The sequence below is a fragment of the Saccharothrix isguenensis genome (genome assembly GCF_052936305.1).
The window spans coordinates 5,136,210-5,151,957 of sequence record NZ_CP193626.1 but is presented as its reverse complement, the minus strand read 5'-3'; the positions used below and the strand labels follow the sequence as shown (position 1 = coordinate 5,151,957).

Here is a 15,748-nt window from a genome sequence, read left to right as displayed (position 1 = left end):
CGTGTCGACCGACGACAAGCTGAGGGACTACCTGCGGCGCGCCACGGCCGACCTGCGGCAGGCGAGGCAACGCGTGCGCGACCTGGAAGCCGGCGCGCACGAGCCGATCGCCGTCGTGGCCATGGGCTGCCGCTACCCCGGCGGTGTGGAGACGCCGGCGGACCTGTGGTCGCTGGTCGACTCCGGCGGGGACGGCATCACGCCGTTCCCGGACAACCGCGGCTGGAACACCACCGCCCTGTTCCACCCGGACCCCGCCACCCCCGGCCGCACGTACTCGGTCGACGGCGGTTTCCTGCACCGGGCCGGCGACTTCGACGCGGACTTCTTCCGGATGAGCCCGAGGGAGGCGCGGGAGACCGACCCCCAGCAGCGCCTGCTGCTCGAAGTCGCCTGGGAGACGCTGGAACGCGCCGGCATCGACCCCCACTCGCTCCGGGGCAGCCGCACGGGAGTGTTCGCCGGGGTCGCCTACCACGACTACGCCGGACGCGCCGGGTACGGCGAACGGGGCATCGGCACGCTCGGCAGCGTCGTGTCCGGCCGGGTCGCCTACGCCCTCGGGCTCGAAGGGCCGGCGATCACCGTCGACACCGCGTGCTCGTCGTCCCTGGTCGCCCTGCACCTCGCCGCGCGGGCGCTGCGGGCCGGCGACTGCGACCTGGCGCTGGCGGGCGGCGTCACGGTCATGACCACCCCGGACGCCTTCGTCGGGTTCAGCCAAGACCGGGGGCTGGCGCCGGACGGCCGGTGCAAGTCGTTCGCCGGCGCAGCAGACGGCACCGGCTGGGGCGAGGGCGTCGGGCTGCTCCTGGTCGAGCGCTTGTCCGACGCCGTGCGCCACGGGCACCGGGTGTTGGCGCTGGTCCGCGGCACCGCAATCAACCAGGACGGCGCCTCCAACGGGATCTCCGCGCCCAACGGACCCTCCCAGCGCCGCGTGATCGAGCAGGCGCTCGCCGACGCCCAACTCACCCCCGACCAGGTCGACGCCGTCGAGGGCCACGGCACCGGCACCGTGCTCGGTGACCCGATCGAGGCCCAGGCGCTGCTGGCCACCTACGGCAAGGACCGGACCGAACCGCTGTGGCTGGGGTCGGTCAAGTCGAACATCGGCCACGCACAGGCCGCCGCGGGCGTGTCCGGGATCATCAAGATGGTCGAGGCGATGAACCACGGCGTGCTGCCGCGGACCCTGCACGTGGACGAGCCGACACCACGCGTGGACTGGGCCGCCGGCAACGTGCGGCTGCTCACCGAGCCGGTCCCGTGGCCCGAGCACGGCCGGCCACGTCGTGCGGCCGTGTCGTCGTTCGGGCTCAGCGGCACCAACGCGCACGTCATCCTGGAGCAGGCGCCGCCGCCGGAGCCGGTCGGCGAACGCACGGCCGAGTGCCCGGACGTGCTGCTGTTCCCTCTCTACGCCAAGAACGACGCAGCGTTGCGCGCCCAGGCGGACCGGCTGCTGGTCCACCTCGCCGTGCACCCCGACGTCCCGGACCGCGACATCGCCTGCTCGCTGGCGACCACCCGCGCCGAGATGGACCACCGCGCCGTCGTGGTCGCCGGGGATCGCGACCAGCTCGTCCGCCGGCTGACCGGGCTCGCCGCCGGTGACCAGGCCCCCGGCCTGCTGCGCGGCGTCGCGGACCCGGACCGGCTCGCCGCGTTCCTGTTCACCGGGCAGGGCGCCCAGCGGCTCGGCATGGGCCGGCGGCTGCACAGCGCGCACCCGGTGTTCGCCGCCGCCTTCGACGCCGCGCTGGTCGAACTGGACCGCCACCTCGACCAGCCGCTGCGGGCCGTCGTCTGGGGGGAGGACCCGGACGCGCTGAACCGGACCCTGAACGCCCAGTGCGCCCTGTTCGCCGTCGAAGTGGCCCTGTTCCGGCTGCTGGAGTCGTGGGGCGTGCGGCCCGCCTACCTCGTCGGGCACTCGGTCGGCGAACTGGCCGCCGCGCACGTCGCCGGGGTGCTCGACCTGGCCGACGCCGCCGCTCTGGTCGCTGCACGCGGGCGGCTCATGCAGGCGCTCCCCGAGGGTGGGGCGATGGCCGCCCTGCAAGCGGCCGAGTCCGAGGTGGCGGCCGTGCTCGGGGAAGGCGTCACCGTCGCCGGGGTGAACGGGCCCGTGTCCACCGTGGTCTCCGGTGACGTGGACGCCGTGCTGGCGGTGAAGGCCCACTTCGACTCGCTGGGCCGCAAGACCACCCGGCTCGCCGTCTCGCACGCGTTCCACTCGGCCCGGATCGAGCCGATGCTCGCCGAGTTCGAGGGGATCGCGTCCGGGCTCACGTACTCCCCACCGGTCATCCCGATCGTCTCCACGGTGACCGGTGACCGGACCGCGGACCTGGCCGCACCGGGGTACTGGGTGCGGCAGGCACGGGCCGCCGTCCGGTTCGCGGACGCGGTGGCCCACCTCGCCGCCCTGGGAGTCGACGTTTTCGTCGAGCTGGGCCCGGACGCCGCGCTGTCGGCGACCGTGCCCGACTGCGCGGACGGCGTCGTCGCACCCCTGCTGCGCCGGGACCGGGACGAGGTGACCGAGGTGGCCACGGCGCTGGCCACCGTGCACGTCGCCGGCATCCGCCTGGACCACGCCGCCCTGAACCCCGGCGCCCGCCGCGTCGACCTGCCCACGTACCCGTTCCAGCGCTCCTGGTACTTCTGGGAGACGAGCCCGGCCGCGCCGGTGGAGGCGGAGTTCTGGACGGCGGTGGAGCAGGCGGACGCCGACGCCCTCGCCGAGCGCTTCTCCGTCACGCCCGAGGCGTTCCGCGAAGTGCTCCCCGCGCTGTCGTCCTGGCGCCGGAAGCACCGCGAGGAGTCCTCTGTGGACTCCTGGCGCTATCGCGTGACGTGGCGGGCGGTCCCGGACGCCGGGGGTTCACCGGACGGCACGTGGCTGGTCGTCACGCCCGCGCACCGGACGCCCCCGGTCCAGGCGGTGCTCGACGGTTTGCGCGACCTGTCCACCGTGTCCGCGGAGGTCTCGACCGCCGACCGTGCCACCATCGCTGCCGCACTGCCCACCGGCACGTTCGCCGGGGTGTTGTCGCTGCTCGCCTTGGACGACGCCGACGACCGGGACCACGTCCTGACCCGCGGCCTGCGCAGCACCGTCGCCCTGGTCCAGGCGCTGGACGACACCGGAACCACCGCGCCCCTGTGGTGCGTCACGGCGGGTGCGGTGGCGGTCGAGCCGACCGACGACTGCGTCGACCCGAGGAGGGCCGCGGTCTGGGGACTCGGCGTCGGCCTCGCCCTCGACCAGCCGGGCACGTGGGGAGGCCTGGTGGACCTGCCCGCCGAGCCCGACGACGACAGCGCGCGTCGGCTGGTGTCGGTCCTGGGCGGTGGCGAGGACCAGGTGGCCGTCCGGGCCTCCGGCGTGCACGTCCGCAGGATGACGCGTGCCCGGCTGGACGGCGCACCGCCGCCGCGCAGCTGGCGTCCCGACGGCATCACCCTGATCACCGGCGGCACCGGCGGCCTCGGCGTGCACCTGGCCCGTGACCTCGCCGCCGCCGGCGCGGAGCACCTGGTGCTGCTCAGCCGCAGGGGCGCCGCGGCCGGGGGGATGGCGGAGCTGACCGCCGAGCTGACCGCCGCCGGCACGCAGGTCACCGTGGCCGCCTGCGACGTGGCGGACCACGACGCCGTCGCCGCCCTGCTGGACCAACTGCCGGAGCCGCCCACGGCGGTGTTCCACGCGGCCGGCGTGATGAACCAGGCCGGTCCCGTGGCCCAGCAGACCGGCGACGAGTTCGACCGCGCGGCAGCGGCGAAGGTGGGCGGAGCGCTCGTCCTCGACCGGTTGCTCGCCGACCGGCCGTTGTCGGCCTTCGTGCTGTTCTCCTCCGGCGCGGCGGTGTGGGGGAGCGCGGGCCAGGCCGCTTACGGCGCGGCCAACGCGTGCCTCGACGCGCTCGCCGCGGCCCGTCGTGCCCGCGGACTTGCGGCCACCGCCATCGCCTGGGGACCGTGGGACGGTGGCATGGTCGACGCGGACATCGCCGCCGCGTCCCGCCGCGTCGGCGCGCCGCCGATGGATCCCACGCTCGCGATCGGCGCACTGCGCCAAGCCCTCGACCACGACGAGACGAACCTCGTGGTCGCCGACTTCGACTGGGCCACGTTCGCGCCGATCTTCACCATGGCCCGCCCCCGTCCGCTGCTCGCCGACCTGCCCGAAGCCGGTGCGGCCGCCGACGAGACCACTTCGGCCGCACCGGAGCTGCGCACGACACTCGCCCGGATGTCGCCCGCCGAACAGCAGCGGGCGGTGCTGGACCTGCTGCGCGAGCACGTCGGAGCACTGCTCGGCTACGACGACCCGAGCGCGCTCGCGGTGACCAAGCCGTTCACCGACCTGGGGTTCGACTCGGTCGCCGCGGTGGACCTGCGCGGCCGGCTGGGCGCCGCCACCGGACTCACCCTGCCCGGCACGCTCGTCTTCGACCACGCCACCCCGACGGCGCTGGCCGCCTACCTCCACTCGGAACTCGTCGGCGGCGGCGGCCCGGCCGACCTCGACGGCGACCTGGACCGGATCCGCGAACGGCTGGCCGCCTCGCCGCCGTCCGCCGGCGACCGCGATCGCATCGCCGCGAGGCTCCGGGCGCTGTCCGACTCGCTCACCGCGCCGACCGATCCGCGCGCCGGGTCGGACGAGCTGGACCTGGCGTCGGCTTCCGAGGCCGACGTGCTGGCGTTCATCGACCACGAACTCGGCTTGGACCTCGACGGTGTGCGGGAAGGGTGACGCTGACATGAGCGCTGACGGACCGGACGCCAAGCTCGTCGAAGCACTCCGCAGCTCGTTGAAGGAGGCCGAACGGCTCCGCGCCCACAACCGGGAGCTGACCGAAGCCGCACGCGAGCCGATCGCGATCGTGTCGATGGCGTGCCGCTACCCGGGTGGGGTGGGGTCGCCGGAGGACTTGTGGCGGTTGGTGGTGGACGGTGTGGACGCGGTGTCGGAGTTCCCGGTCGATCGCGGTTGGGACGTCGAGCGCCTGTACGACCCGACCGGCGAGCGACCGAACACCACTTACGTGCGCCACGGCGGCTTCCTCCACGACGCGGCCCGGTTCGACGCCGCCCTCTTCGGCATCGCGCCGAGGGAGGCGCCAGTGCTCGACCCGCAGCAGCGGTTGTTGCTGGAGACGTCGTGGGAGGCGTTCGAGCGCGCGGGCATCGACCCGCTCTCGTTGCGGGGCAGCTCGACCGGTGTGTTCGCGGGAACGATGTACCACGACTACCCGGCGAACGCGAACACCGGCGCGGTCGTCTCCGGTCGGCTGTCCTATGTGTACGGACTGACGGGGCCCTCCATCACCCTCGACACGGCGTGCTCGTCGTCCTTGGTGGCCCTGCACCTGGCGATGCGGTCGCTGCGCGCCGGTGAGTGCGACCTGGCGCTGGTCGGCGGCGTGACCGTCATGGCCACCCCCGAGACGTTCGTGGAGTTCTCGCGGCAGGGCGGGTTGTCGCCGGACGGTCGGTGTCGGTCGTTCGCCGCCTCCGCTTCGGGTACGGGGTGGGGCGAGGGCTGTGGTGTGTTGTTGGTGGAACGACTGTCGGACGCCCGGCGTCTTGGGCACCCGGTGGTGGCGGTGGTGCGGGGGAGCGCGGTCAACCAGGACGGTGCTTCGAACGGGTTGACCGCGCCGAGCGGTGCGGCCCAGCGGCGGGTGATCGACGCCGCGTTGGCCGACGCCGGGCTGTCGGGTTCGGACGTCGACGTGGTCGAGGCGCACGGGACGGCCACGACTCTCGGTGATCCGATCGAGGCTCAGGCGTTGTTGGCGACGTACGGCCGGGACCGGGGCGGCGAGCCGTTGTGGCTGGGTTCGGTGAAGTCGAACATCGGCCACACGCAGGCCGCTGCGGGCGTGGCCGGTGTGATCAAGGTGGTGCAGGGCTTGCGGGCGGGTGCGGTCCCGGCTTCCTTGCACGTCGATGAGCCGTCGCCGCACGTCGAGTGGTCGTCGGGCGCGGTCCGGTTGGTGACGTCGACCCGTGACTGGCCGCGGGTGGATCGCCTGCGTCGGGCCGGTGTGTCGTCGTTCGGGATCAGCGGCACCAACGCGCACGTCATCGTCGAACAGGCCCCGGAGTCGGACGAACCGGAACCGGCCCGAGCACCGACCGTCGTCGCGCTGTCGTTGTCGGCGAAGGACCCGGCCGCGCTCCGCGCCCAAGCGTCCCGGCTGGCGGCGCACCTGGAGGCCAATCCCGACCTCGCCCCGGCCGACGTCGCCTACTCGCTCACCAGGAGGGCCAAGCTCGACCACCGCGCCGTCGTCGTCGGTGCTGACCGCGACCACCTGCTCCGAGGTCTCGCCGATGTCGCGTCGGCCGACTCCGAACCCGCTCGCTCCAGCGGTGCGACGGCGTTCCTGTTCACGGGTCAGGGTGCGCAGCGGGTCGGGATGGGTCGGGAGTTGTACGAGGTCTTCCCGGTGTTCGCTGCTGTGTTGGACGAGGTGTTGACGGCGTTGGACCGGCACTTGGCGGTGTCGTTGCGCGAGGTGATGTGGGGCGGGGATCAGGAGGGGCTCAACCGCACGGAGTTCGCGCAGCCGGCGTTGTTCGCGTTCGAGGTGGCGTTGTACCGGTTGGTGGAGTCGTGGGGTGTGCGGCCGGGTTTCCTGGTGGGCCACTCGATCGGTGAGCTGGCCGCGGCGCACGTCGCCGGTGTGTTCAGCCTGGCCGACGCCGCTGCCGTGGTCGCCGCCCGGGGACGGCTGATGCAGGCACTCCCCGGCGGGGCGATGGCTGCCCTGCAGGCCACTGAAGCCGAGGTCCTGCCCCTGTGCGGGGAACGCGTCGGCATCGCGGCGGTCAACGGGCCGAACGCCGTCGTGGTGTCCGGCCACGACGACGCTGTCGCGGACCTGGTCGCCCGTTTCACCGCCCAAGGACGCAAGACCACCACCCTGGCCGTCTCGCACGCGTTCCACTCCGCGCTCATGGACCCCATGCTGGCCGACTTCCGCGCCGTGCTCGCCCGCGTGACGCTGAACGCGCCCAGCCGGCCGATCGTCTCGACGCTGAACGGCGAGCGCGTGTCCGACGACCTGCGCGACCCCGAGCACTGGGTCCGCCAGGTCCGCGACCCCGTGCGCTTCGCCGACGCGGTGCGCACCCTGCACGAGGCCGGGGTGACCCGCTTCCTGGAGCTGGGCCCGGACGGCTCGCTCACCACGATGACCGCCCAGACCGTGGACGCTCCGGTCGTCATCGCCACGCAGCGCCGCGACCGTCCCGAACCCGCGACCCTGTTGACCGCGCTCGGACGCCTGCACGGCTCGGGCGTCACGGTCGACTGGTCCGCCCAGTCCACCGGCGCACGGCTGGTCGACCTGCCCACCTACCCCTTCCAGGGCGCGCGGTACTGGCTCGACCCGGTCGAGTTCCTGGCCGACTCGTGGCTCGGCGCGGACCTCGGCGCGATCGCCGCGCTGGGCGTCGACACGGCGCCGCACCCGATGCTGGGCGCTTCGGTCGACGTGCCGGACAGCGACACGACCGTGCACACCGGCAGCCTGTCGGTCGCCACCCACCCGTGGCTCGCCGATCACGTCCTGGGCGGCGCCGTGGTGGTGCCCGGCACCGCGCTGGTCGAGTTGGCCCTCGCCGCGGGCGGTGGCAGCGCCCTGGCCGAACTGACCCTCGACGCGCCGCTGGTCCTCCCCGAACGCGGAACCGCGACCATCCGCGTGGTGATCGGCGCGGAGGTCGGGGAAGCACGGACAGTCGCCATCCACGCCAGGACCACCCCGGGAGCACCCTGGACCAGGCACGCCTCCGGTGTGCTGGCACCACCGGCCGCAACCGGCGAACCGCTGGCCGACTGGCCACCGGCCGCCGAGGAGGTCGACCTCACCCGCCTCTACGACGACCTCGCCGCCGGCGGCCTCGACTACGGTCCCGCGTTCCAGGGGCTCGGCGCGGCCTGGCGGACCGGGTCGGACGTCTTCGCCGAGGTCCGGTTGCCCGCCGGTCACGCCGTCGACGGCTTCGTGCTGCACCCGGCCCTGCTCGACGCCTGCCTGCACACCATCGCACTCGGCCCCGACGGTCCTTCGCCCCGCGTGCCGTTCTCCTGGACGGGCGTCACCGCGCACGCCGAAGGCGCCACCGCCGCACGGGTGCGCGTCCGCAGGCTCGGTGACGGCGTCGTGAACCTGACCGTGGCCGACACCACCGGGAAGCCGCTGGCCACGGTGGCGGGCCTGGCCCTGCGGGAGATCGACCTGTCCCCGGTCGACTCCCTGTTCGAGGTGGTCTTCGACCGCATTCCCACCGCCGGACCCGCACCCCGGCACCGCGTGCTCACCGTCGAACCCGGCGAGGTGCACCAGGTGGCGCACCGGGTGTTGACCGCACTCCAAACTCACGCGGCGAGCACCGACCCGACCCCGCTCGTCGTCGTGACGAGCGGTGCGGTGGCGCTCGCCGGCGAGGACGTCACCGACCTCGCCGGAGCCGCGGTCTGGGGCCTGGTGCGCTCGGCCCAGTCCGAGAACCCGGGCAGGTTCGTCCTCGCCGACTGCGACGACCCGGCGGACGCGGGGCTCGTCGTCGCCTCCGGCGAGCCCCAGGGCGTGGTGCGCGGAGGCCAGGTCTCCGCACCCCGGCTGATCCGGGTGGCCGCCACCCCGGGCGACCCGACCTTCGACCCGGACGGCACGGCGCTGGTCACCGGCGCCACCGGCACGCTCGGCAGGTTGTTCGCCCGGCACCTGGTCACCGCGCACGGCGTCCGGCACCTGCTGCTGGTCGGCCGGCGCGGCCGGTCCGCCGAGGGCATGGACGGCCTGGTCGCCGAGCTGACCGCCTGCGGCGCGACGGTGACCGTGGCCGCCTGCGACGTGGCCGACCGGTCCGCGCTGGCCGAGGTGCTGGCCGGTGTCGACCCGGCGCACCCGCTGCGGGCGGTCGTCCACGCGGCCGGTGTCCTCGACGACGGGACGCTGCCCTCCCTCACCCCGCAGCGGCTGGACAGGGTGCTGCGCCCCAAGGTGGACGCGGCGCTCGCCCTGCACGAGCTCACCCTCGCGTCGGACCTGACCGCGTTCGTCCTGTTCTCGTCGGCCGCCGGTGTGCTGGGCAACGCCGGACAGGCCAACTACGCCGCCGCGAACGCCTTCCTGGACGCCCTGGCAACCCACCGCCGCGCCGGCGGACTGCCCGCCCACTCGCTGGCGTGGGGCCTGTGGGACGACGGCATGGCGGACCACCTGACCGACGCCGACCGGTTGCGGCTGACCGGGTCGGGCGGCGGCGCGTTGTCCGAGTCCGAGGGCTTGGCGCTGTTCGACACCGCCATCGCCCTGACCACCCCGGTCGTGGTGCCGATGCGGCTCGACCTGGCGGCACTCGCCCGCGCGGGCCAGGTGCCGGAGGTGTTCCACCGGCTCGTCCGTCCACGGACCCGGCGTCCGGAACGCTCGTCGGGTGAGGACGCGGGGACGTTGCGACGGCGCCTGAGTGGTCTGGACGGGGCCGATCGGGATCGCGAGCTGCTCGATCTGGTGCTGCGCACCGCCGCCGCCGTGCTGGGCCACCCCGGCCCCGAGCACGTCGACCCCGAGCGGGACTTCCTCGAAGCCGGGTTCGACTCGCTGAGCGCCATGGAGCTGCGGACCGCCCTGGCGTCCCGGACCGGCCTCACCCTGCCGCCCATGGCGGTGTTCGACAGCAAGACGCCGATCGGCCTCACCCGCCTGCTGGGCGCTGCGGTCGAAGAGCCGCAGGACCGGCCCACCGCTGTGGAACCGGCCGTGAGCACGATGTTCCGGGACGCCGTCCTCGCCGGTCACGCCTCCCGGGGCTTCGCGCTCCTGCGCGCGGTGGCGGACCTGAGGCCCAGCTTCGCCACGGCCGACGAGCTCGACCGGCATCCCGAACCAGTCCGGCTCGCCGACGGTCCGGGCAGTCCCCGGCTGATCTGCCTGAGCACACCCATGGCCACCGGCGGTGTGCACCAGCACGCCCGACTCGCCGCCCCGCTGCGCGGCGTGCGTCCGGTGATCACGCTGCCCACCCCCGGCTTCACCGCCGGAGACGCGCTGCCCGACTCCGCGGACGCGGTGGTCCGAGTCCTCGCCGACGCGGTCCTGCGCGCGGCGGAGGGCGAGCCGTTCGTCCTGCTCGGTTACTCCTCCGGCGGCCTGATGGCCAACGCGACCGCCGTCCACCTGGAACGCGCGGACTCCGGACCGGCGGGCGTGGTGCTGATCGACTCGTACCGCGTGGACGGCGGTGGCGTCAGCTCGCGGGTGTTCGACGAGATGAGCCTCGGGCTGGTGGCCCGTGACTCGGAGTTCGGCCTGTTCGACAGCGCCGGGCTCTCGGCGATGACCCGCTACTTCGACCTGCTGCCCCACTTCAGCCTCGCACCGGTCGCCGCACCGGTCCTGTTCGTCGGCGCGGACCGCTCCTTCGTGCCCGACGACACCAGCGGTGCGGAGGACTGGCGCGCCCTGCCCTGGAACCGCCGGCACGACCTGCGCACCGTGCCCGCGACCCACTTCACCATCGTGGAGGAGGACGCCGAGCCGACCGCCCGGGCGATCGAGGAGTGGCTGGGGTCGCGCTGACCCCGGTGGCCACAGGAGTCAGCGTCCCCCAGACGAAAGGTCGTCGCAAATGGCCGTCGCCACCCGCGCCAAGGGCAAGATCGCCTTCGGCGAGCACAAGACGTGGTACCGGGTGACCGGGGACCTCAAGGCCGGCAGGCCGCCGGTCGTCGTGGTCCACGGAGGCCCCGGCAGCACGCACGACTACCTGCTCCGGCTGGCGGAACTGGCCGAGCACGGCTGGCCGGTCGTGCACTACGACCAGCTCGGCAACGGCGGGTCGACGCACCTGCCGGACCGGGGCGCCGACTTCTGGACCGTCGACCTGTTCCTCGCGGAGCTGGACAACCTGCTGCGTCAGCTGGGCATCGCCGACGAATACGTCCTCTTCGGACAGTCCTGGGGCGGGTTGCTCGTCGCCGAGCACGCCGCCACCCGGCCGGCCGGGCTGCGCGGCCTGGTCATCGCCAACGCGCCGGCGTCGTACCCGCTGTGGTTGGCCGAGATGGAGGTGCTGCGCAGGGCACTGCCGCCCGGTGTGGACGAGGTCCTGCGGGCGCACGAGGCCGCGGGCACCACCGACAGCGAGCAGTACCACGAGGCGATGAAGGTGTTCTACGAGCGGCACGTGTGCCGGCTCAAGCCCTGGCCCAGGGACTACCAGGCGTCGTTCTACGAGATCTACAACGACCCCACCGTGTACTCCACCATGAACGGCCCCAGCGAGTTCTTCGTCAACGGCACGCTGAAGGACTGGGGCGTCGTCGACAGCCTGCCGAAGATCGCCGTACCGACGTTGGTCCTCTCGGGCAGGCACGACGAGGCGACGCCGACCACCGTGCGCCCGTACGCCGAGCTGATCCCCGACGCCCGGTGGGAGGTCTTCGAGGAATCCAGCCACCTGCCGCACCTGGAGGAGCCCGAGCGGTTCACCGCCGTGGTGCTGGACTACCTGGCGGGTGTGGCGCGAGTCGATTAGGGAGCGTTAGGGGTGTCGGGCACAACCCGTCGAACCAACACTGGGAACATGGACAACGACCGTGGCGCGTTCGTCTTCCCCGGCATGGGACCGACCCGCTTCGCCGACGTGGGGAAGTTCATGGTGGCCCACCCGGTGGCCAGGGAGTTGGTCGCGATCGCCGACGAACGCCTCGGCTACTCCCTCGTGGACCGCTACGCCGAGGCGGACGGCGACTACAGCCGGCACGCCCAGATCGCGTTCCTGGTCAACTGCCTCGCCTTGGCCCGCTGGGCGGAGCAGCACCTGGACGCGCACCCGGACTACTGCGCGGGCCCCAGCTTCGGGGGCAAGGCGGCGGCGGCGTTCTCCGGCGCGCTGTCCGTCTCCGACGCCGTCTGGGTGACCGCCGAGATGGCCCGCTGCCTGGACGAGTACTTCGCCGTCGAACACCGTGACGCCGTGACCCAGTCCTTCGTCCGGACCCCGCCGGAGCGGATCGCCGACATCACCGGCGAACTCGACGCGGCGGGGGAGTGGTACGAGCTGTCCTGCCGGGTGGACGAGGACTTCGCGATGCTCACGCTCTCCGAGCGCCGGGTCGAGTGGCTGGCGGGCAGGCTGCGTGCGACGGGCGGGCTGCCGCTGTACGTGATGCGACCGCCGATGCACTGCGTCGCGTTCACCGGGCTGGCGCGCAAGGTCGAGGACGAAGTGCTGTCCCGGCTGACGTTCGCGGACCCGAAGATCCCGGTGGTCGCGGACCAGGACGGCGCGTTGCTCACCACCGGCGCGCAAGTACGCGCGATGCTGCTCGACGGCTGCACCACGCCGGTCGACTGGCCGTCGGTCGTCGGGACCCTGAAGGCGTCGGGCGTGGGCACCGTGCACGTGTGCGGGCAGGACGCGCTGTTCGGCCGGGTCGGTGTCACGACGTCGAACTTCACCGTGGTCCCAGTCGACCCGCGCACCGCGATGATGCCCCGCCGCAGGCGCGCGACCGTGTGACGAGCGACCGACCACCCCACCTCCACAGGGACCTGACATGACCGAGCTGGCTCTGCACGAACGCTTCCTGCGCGGCCTCACGGCGGCGCCCGACCGTCCGGCGCTCGACCTCGGCGACCGCACCGCCACCTACCGCGAGCTGCACGAGCTGGCCCTGCTGTGGGCGGGTTCCCTGCTCGCCGCGGACCGGCCGCTGCGCCGGGTCGGCGTCCTCGCGGCCAAGGGCATCGAGTCCTACGCGGGCGTGCTCGCGGTCCTCTACGCGGGCGCCACGGTCGTGCCGCTACACGCCGACTTCCCGGCCGCGCGGACCAGGCGCATGCTCGACATCGCCGCTGTCGACGCCCTGATCGCCGACGAGCGCGGACTGCGGGCCCTGGCCGGCATAGGTGGCGGGATCCCGGTCCTCGACATCGCCGGCCTAGGCGGCGAAGGCACGATCCCGGTCCGCGACGCCCTGCCGCGACCACGTGAGGTCGATCCGCAGGACGTCGCCTACCTGCTGTTCACCTCGGGGTCGACCGGCAACCCGAAGGGCGTGCCGATCTCCCACGGCAGCACCGCCCACTACTTCGACGTCCTCGACTCCCGGTACGACTTCACCGCCGAGGACGTGTTCAGCCAGACGTTCGACCTGAACTTCGACTGCGCGATGTTCGACATGTTCTGCGCCTGGGGCGCGGGCGCGTGCGTCACCGCCGTCCCGGCCGGCGCCTACCGCGAGATCCCGGTGTTCCTCCGCTCGCGCGGGGTCACGGTCTGGTTCTCCACACCCAGCGCCATCACCCTGATCCGACGCATGGGTGGCCTGCGACCGGGTGCGCTGCCGACGCTGAGGTGGAGCTTCTTCGCGGGGGAGGCGCTGCGCTGCGACGACGCCGCCGACTGGCACGCCGCGGCTCCGGGCTCGCTCCTGGAGAACCTCTACGGCCCGACCGAGCTGACGGTCACCATCTCCGCGCACCGCTGGGACTCCGGCACGTCCCCCGGGCTGGGCGTCAACGGCCTGATGCCGATCGGGGAGATCAACCCCGGCCACGACCACGTCCTGCTGGACGAGTCCGGCGCACCGTCCGACGTGGAGGGTGAGCTGTGCATCACCGGCCCCCAGCTCACCACCGGCTACCTCGACCGACGTGACGACGAGGGCAGGTTCTTCGACCGCGACGGCAAGCGCTGGTACCGCACGGGCGACCGCGTCCACCGCTGCCCGGACGGCACCCTGGTCTACGTCGGCCGCCTGGACGCGCAGGTGCAGGTCCAGGGCTGGCGGGTGGAACTGGCAGAAGTGGACCACGCCGTGCGCGGCTGCGCGGGCGTCGAGGACGCGGTGACAGTGGCCCGCACAGTCGCCGGAACCACCGAGCTGGTCGTCTTCTACACCGGCTCGGCCACCACACCCGCGGCTCTGGCACGCGCCCTCCGCGACGTCCTGCCGAGCGGGATGCTGCCGCGCCACTACGAACACGTCCCCCACTTCCCGCTCAACGCGAACCGGAAGGTCGACCGCCTCGCGCTCGGCGCCAAGGCCCGCGAACTGGCCGAAGCCACCTGAGCCCACCGGGCACGTGCAGCTCCTGACCGGATGCGCCGAAGCTCGACGATCCCGGCCAGGAGTTGCACGTCGCCGGTCCGGAGTGGACCGGCGGATCAGACCCGTTCGAGCATGGACGACAGGGTCGCCCACAGCGTGCCCGGCGTGGCGAACGTGCTCAGGTTCAGCGCGTCGTCCAGGAAACGCACGTCGTACGTGCTCTCGACAGCGGCCAGCAGTTCGACCGTCGCCATGGAGTCCAGGCCCAGATCACGCAGGCTGGCGTCCACCGCGAGCGGCTCCGTCGGGGAGAGGAAGGGCAACTGCGCCCGCAGGAGCTCCTCGAACCGTTCGTCCCACATAGCGCCTCCACACTGTGTTTGTGCTTCTGCACCAACGAAAGCCCATCGCCGGTGACGGCTACAACCCCAGCCTGCCCCTAGGGGGACGTGGTCGCCTGTCACAGGACGGCGGGGGCCGGTGTCCAATGGGGGACACAGCCGGAAGCGACCAGACAGGAGCCACCCGGGCATGAGCGAGGACAACCGTCCGGACGCCGCCACCCAGGCGTTCGTCACCCACCGCAACCTGCTCTTCACCGTCGCCTACGAGATGCTCGGCTCGGCGGCGGACGCGGAGGACGTGCTCCAGGAGACCTGGCTGCGCTGGGCCGGCGTCGACCTCGCCTCGGTGCGTGACCAGCGTGCGTACCTGGTGCGCATCACCACCCGCCAGGCGCTCAACCGGCTGCGCGCGCTCGGCCGGCGCAAGGAGTCGTACGTCGGCCCGTGGCTGCCCGAGCCGCTGCTCACCGCGCCGGACGTGGCCGAGGACGTCGAGCTGGCCGACAGCGTGTCGATGGCGATGCTGCTGGTGCTGGAAACGCTGGCACCGGTCGAGCGGGCGGTGTTCGTGCTGCGGGAGGTGTTCGACGTCGGCTACGACGAGATCGCGGAAGCCGTCGACAAGACGCCCGCCGCCGTCCGCCAGATCGCCCACCGGGCACGCGTCCACGTCGCCGCACGCCGACCGCGCGACATCGCCTCGCCGGCGGAGACCCGAGCCGCGCTGGAGGCCTTCCAGCGGGCGGTCGAGACGGGCGACGTCCAGGGCCTGATCGACATCCTCGCCCCGGACGTCGTCGTCCTGAGCGACGGTGGCGGGATCAAGCAGGCCATGCCGAAGCCCGTCGTGGGCGCCGACCGGGCCGCCCGCCTGCTGGCCGGTGGGATCACCAAGATCAGCGGCCGGATCACGTTCCAGCCGGTGGAGGTCAACGGCCACCCGGCGCTGTTCATGCGGCTGGACGGCGAGATCGACGGCGTCGTGGCGATGCGGGTCGAGAACGGCCTGATCACCGGGCTCTACTACGTGCGCAACCCGGAGAAGCTGTCGCGCGTGGAGGAGGAGACTCCCGTGACGCGCTGACGCCCGCTCACGTTTGCTCGTCGGAGGCGCGCACCGGGCCGGTCGCGACCAGTTCCGCGAACAGGTCCCGCACGGGACCGGCGACCGGCCCGGTGTGCTCCTCCACCGCGCCCGCCCGCGCGTCACCGGTGGTCAGGTGCACCTCGACGACCCGGTCCAGCGGCAGCCGGCGGAGGTACCCGGACGGGTCCACCCCGCGCTCCCGCGCCCGCCACAGCGCGGCGA

General features: G+C 73.2%; 8 protein-coding genes and 1 pseudogene. 7 read left to right on the top strand and 2 right to left on the bottom strand.

The annotated features are described in order from the left end of the window. Window position 1: 1 nt before the first annotated feature. The 6 genes and pseudogenes from ACRAKI_RS23030 to ACRAKI_RS23005 all read left to right on the top strand — a co-directional run bounded on the left by ACRAKI_RS23030 (window position 2) and on the right by ACRAKI_RS23005 (window position 14,116). Window positions 2-4,768 (top strand): type I polyketide synthase, encoded by a 4,767-nt coding sequence (locus ACRAKI_RS23030; RefSeq protein ID WP_447008492.1) that lies wholly within the window; start codon window positions 2-4, stop codon window positions 4,766-4,768. Beyond that, window positions 4,752-9,335 (top strand): annotated as a pseudogene (locus ACRAKI_RS23025) (SDR family NAD(P)-dependent oxidoreductase); the annotation flags it as partial. The gene ACRAKI_RS23030 and the pseudogene ACRAKI_RS23025, both read left to right, overlap by 17 nt. A 36-nt stretch (window positions 9,336-9,371) precedes the next feature. After that, window positions 9,372-10,616 (top strand): alpha/beta fold hydrolase, encoded by a 1,245-nt coding sequence (locus ACRAKI_RS23020; RefSeq protein ID WP_447008491.1) that lies wholly within the window; start codon window positions 9,372-9,374, stop codon window positions 10,614-10,616. Between the two features lie 49 nt (window positions 10,617-10,665). Then, on the top strand, window positions 10,666-11,574 hold the full coding sequence (locus ACRAKI_RS23015; protein WP_447002575.1) for a proline iminopeptidase-family hydrolase: 909 nt from the start codon (window positions 10,666-10,668) through the stop codon (window positions 11,572-11,574). Between the two features lie 48 nt (window positions 11,575-11,622). Then, on the top strand, window positions 11,623-12,561 hold the full coding sequence (locus tag ACRAKI_RS23010) for an ACP S-malonyltransferase (protein WP_447002574.1): 939 nt from the start codon (window positions 11,623-11,625) through the stop codon (window positions 12,559-12,561). Window positions 12,562-12,598: 37 nt separating this feature from the next. Next, entirely contained in the window at window positions 12,599-14,116 is a 1,518-nt protein-coding gene (locus ACRAKI_RS23005; RefSeq protein WP_447002573.1) for an AMP-binding protein, read from the top strand. Between the two features lie 95 nt (window positions 14,117-14,211). Here the strand turns inward: ACRAKI_RS23005 and ACRAKI_RS23000 are convergent, their stop codons facing one another. Beyond that, complete coding sequence (locus ACRAKI_RS23000) at window positions 14,212-14,457, bottom strand: phosphopantetheine-binding protein (protein ID WP_447002572.1); 246 nt, start codon at window positions 14,455-14,457, stop codon at window positions 14,212-14,214. 169 nt (window positions 14,458-14,626) lie between these two features. Between ACRAKI_RS23000 and ACRAKI_RS22995 the strand changes: the two genes are divergently transcribed. After that, window positions 14,627-15,523: an RNA polymerase sigma-70 factor gene (locus ACRAKI_RS22995; protein WP_447002571.1), complete on the top strand. Its 897-nt coding sequence runs from the start codon at window positions 14,627-14,629 to the stop codon at window positions 15,521-15,523. Between the two features lie 7 nt (window positions 15,524-15,530). On the opposite strand, the gene ACRAKI_RS22990 is transcribed toward ACRAKI_RS22995, so the two are convergent. Further along, entirely contained in the window at window positions 15,531-15,740 is a 210-nt protein-coding gene (locus tag ACRAKI_RS22990) for a multinuclear nonheme iron-dependent oxidase (RefSeq protein ID WP_447008490.1), read from the bottom strand. Window positions 15,741-15,748: the final 8 nt, after the last annotated feature.

Bases quoted from the DNA above. Each gene is read 5' to 3' on its own strand.
- ACRAKI_RS23020 (WP_447008491.1), top strand. From the start codon at position 9,372: ATGCGGCTCGACCTGGCGGCACTCGCCCGCGCGGGCCAGGTGCCGGAG.
- ACRAKI_RS23015 (WP_447002575.1), top strand. From the start codon at position 10,666: ATGGCCGTCGCCACCCGCGCCAAGGGCAAGATCGCCTTCGGCGAGCAC.
- ACRAKI_RS23010 (WP_447002574.1), top strand. From the start codon at position 11,623: ATGGACAACGACCGTGGCGCGTTCGTCTTCCCCGGCATGGGACCGACC.
- ACRAKI_RS23005 (WP_447002573.1), top strand. From the start codon at position 12,599: ATGACCGAGCTGGCTCTGCACGAACGCTTCCTGCGCGGCCTCACGGCG.
- ACRAKI_RS23000 (WP_447002572.1), bottom strand. From the start codon at position 14,457: ATGTGGGACGAACGGTTCGAGGAGCTCCTGCGGGCGCAGTTGCCCTTC.
- ACRAKI_RS22995 (WP_447002571.1), top strand. From the start codon at position 14,627: ATGAGCGAGGACAACCGTCCGGACGCCGCCACCCAGGCGTTCGTCACC.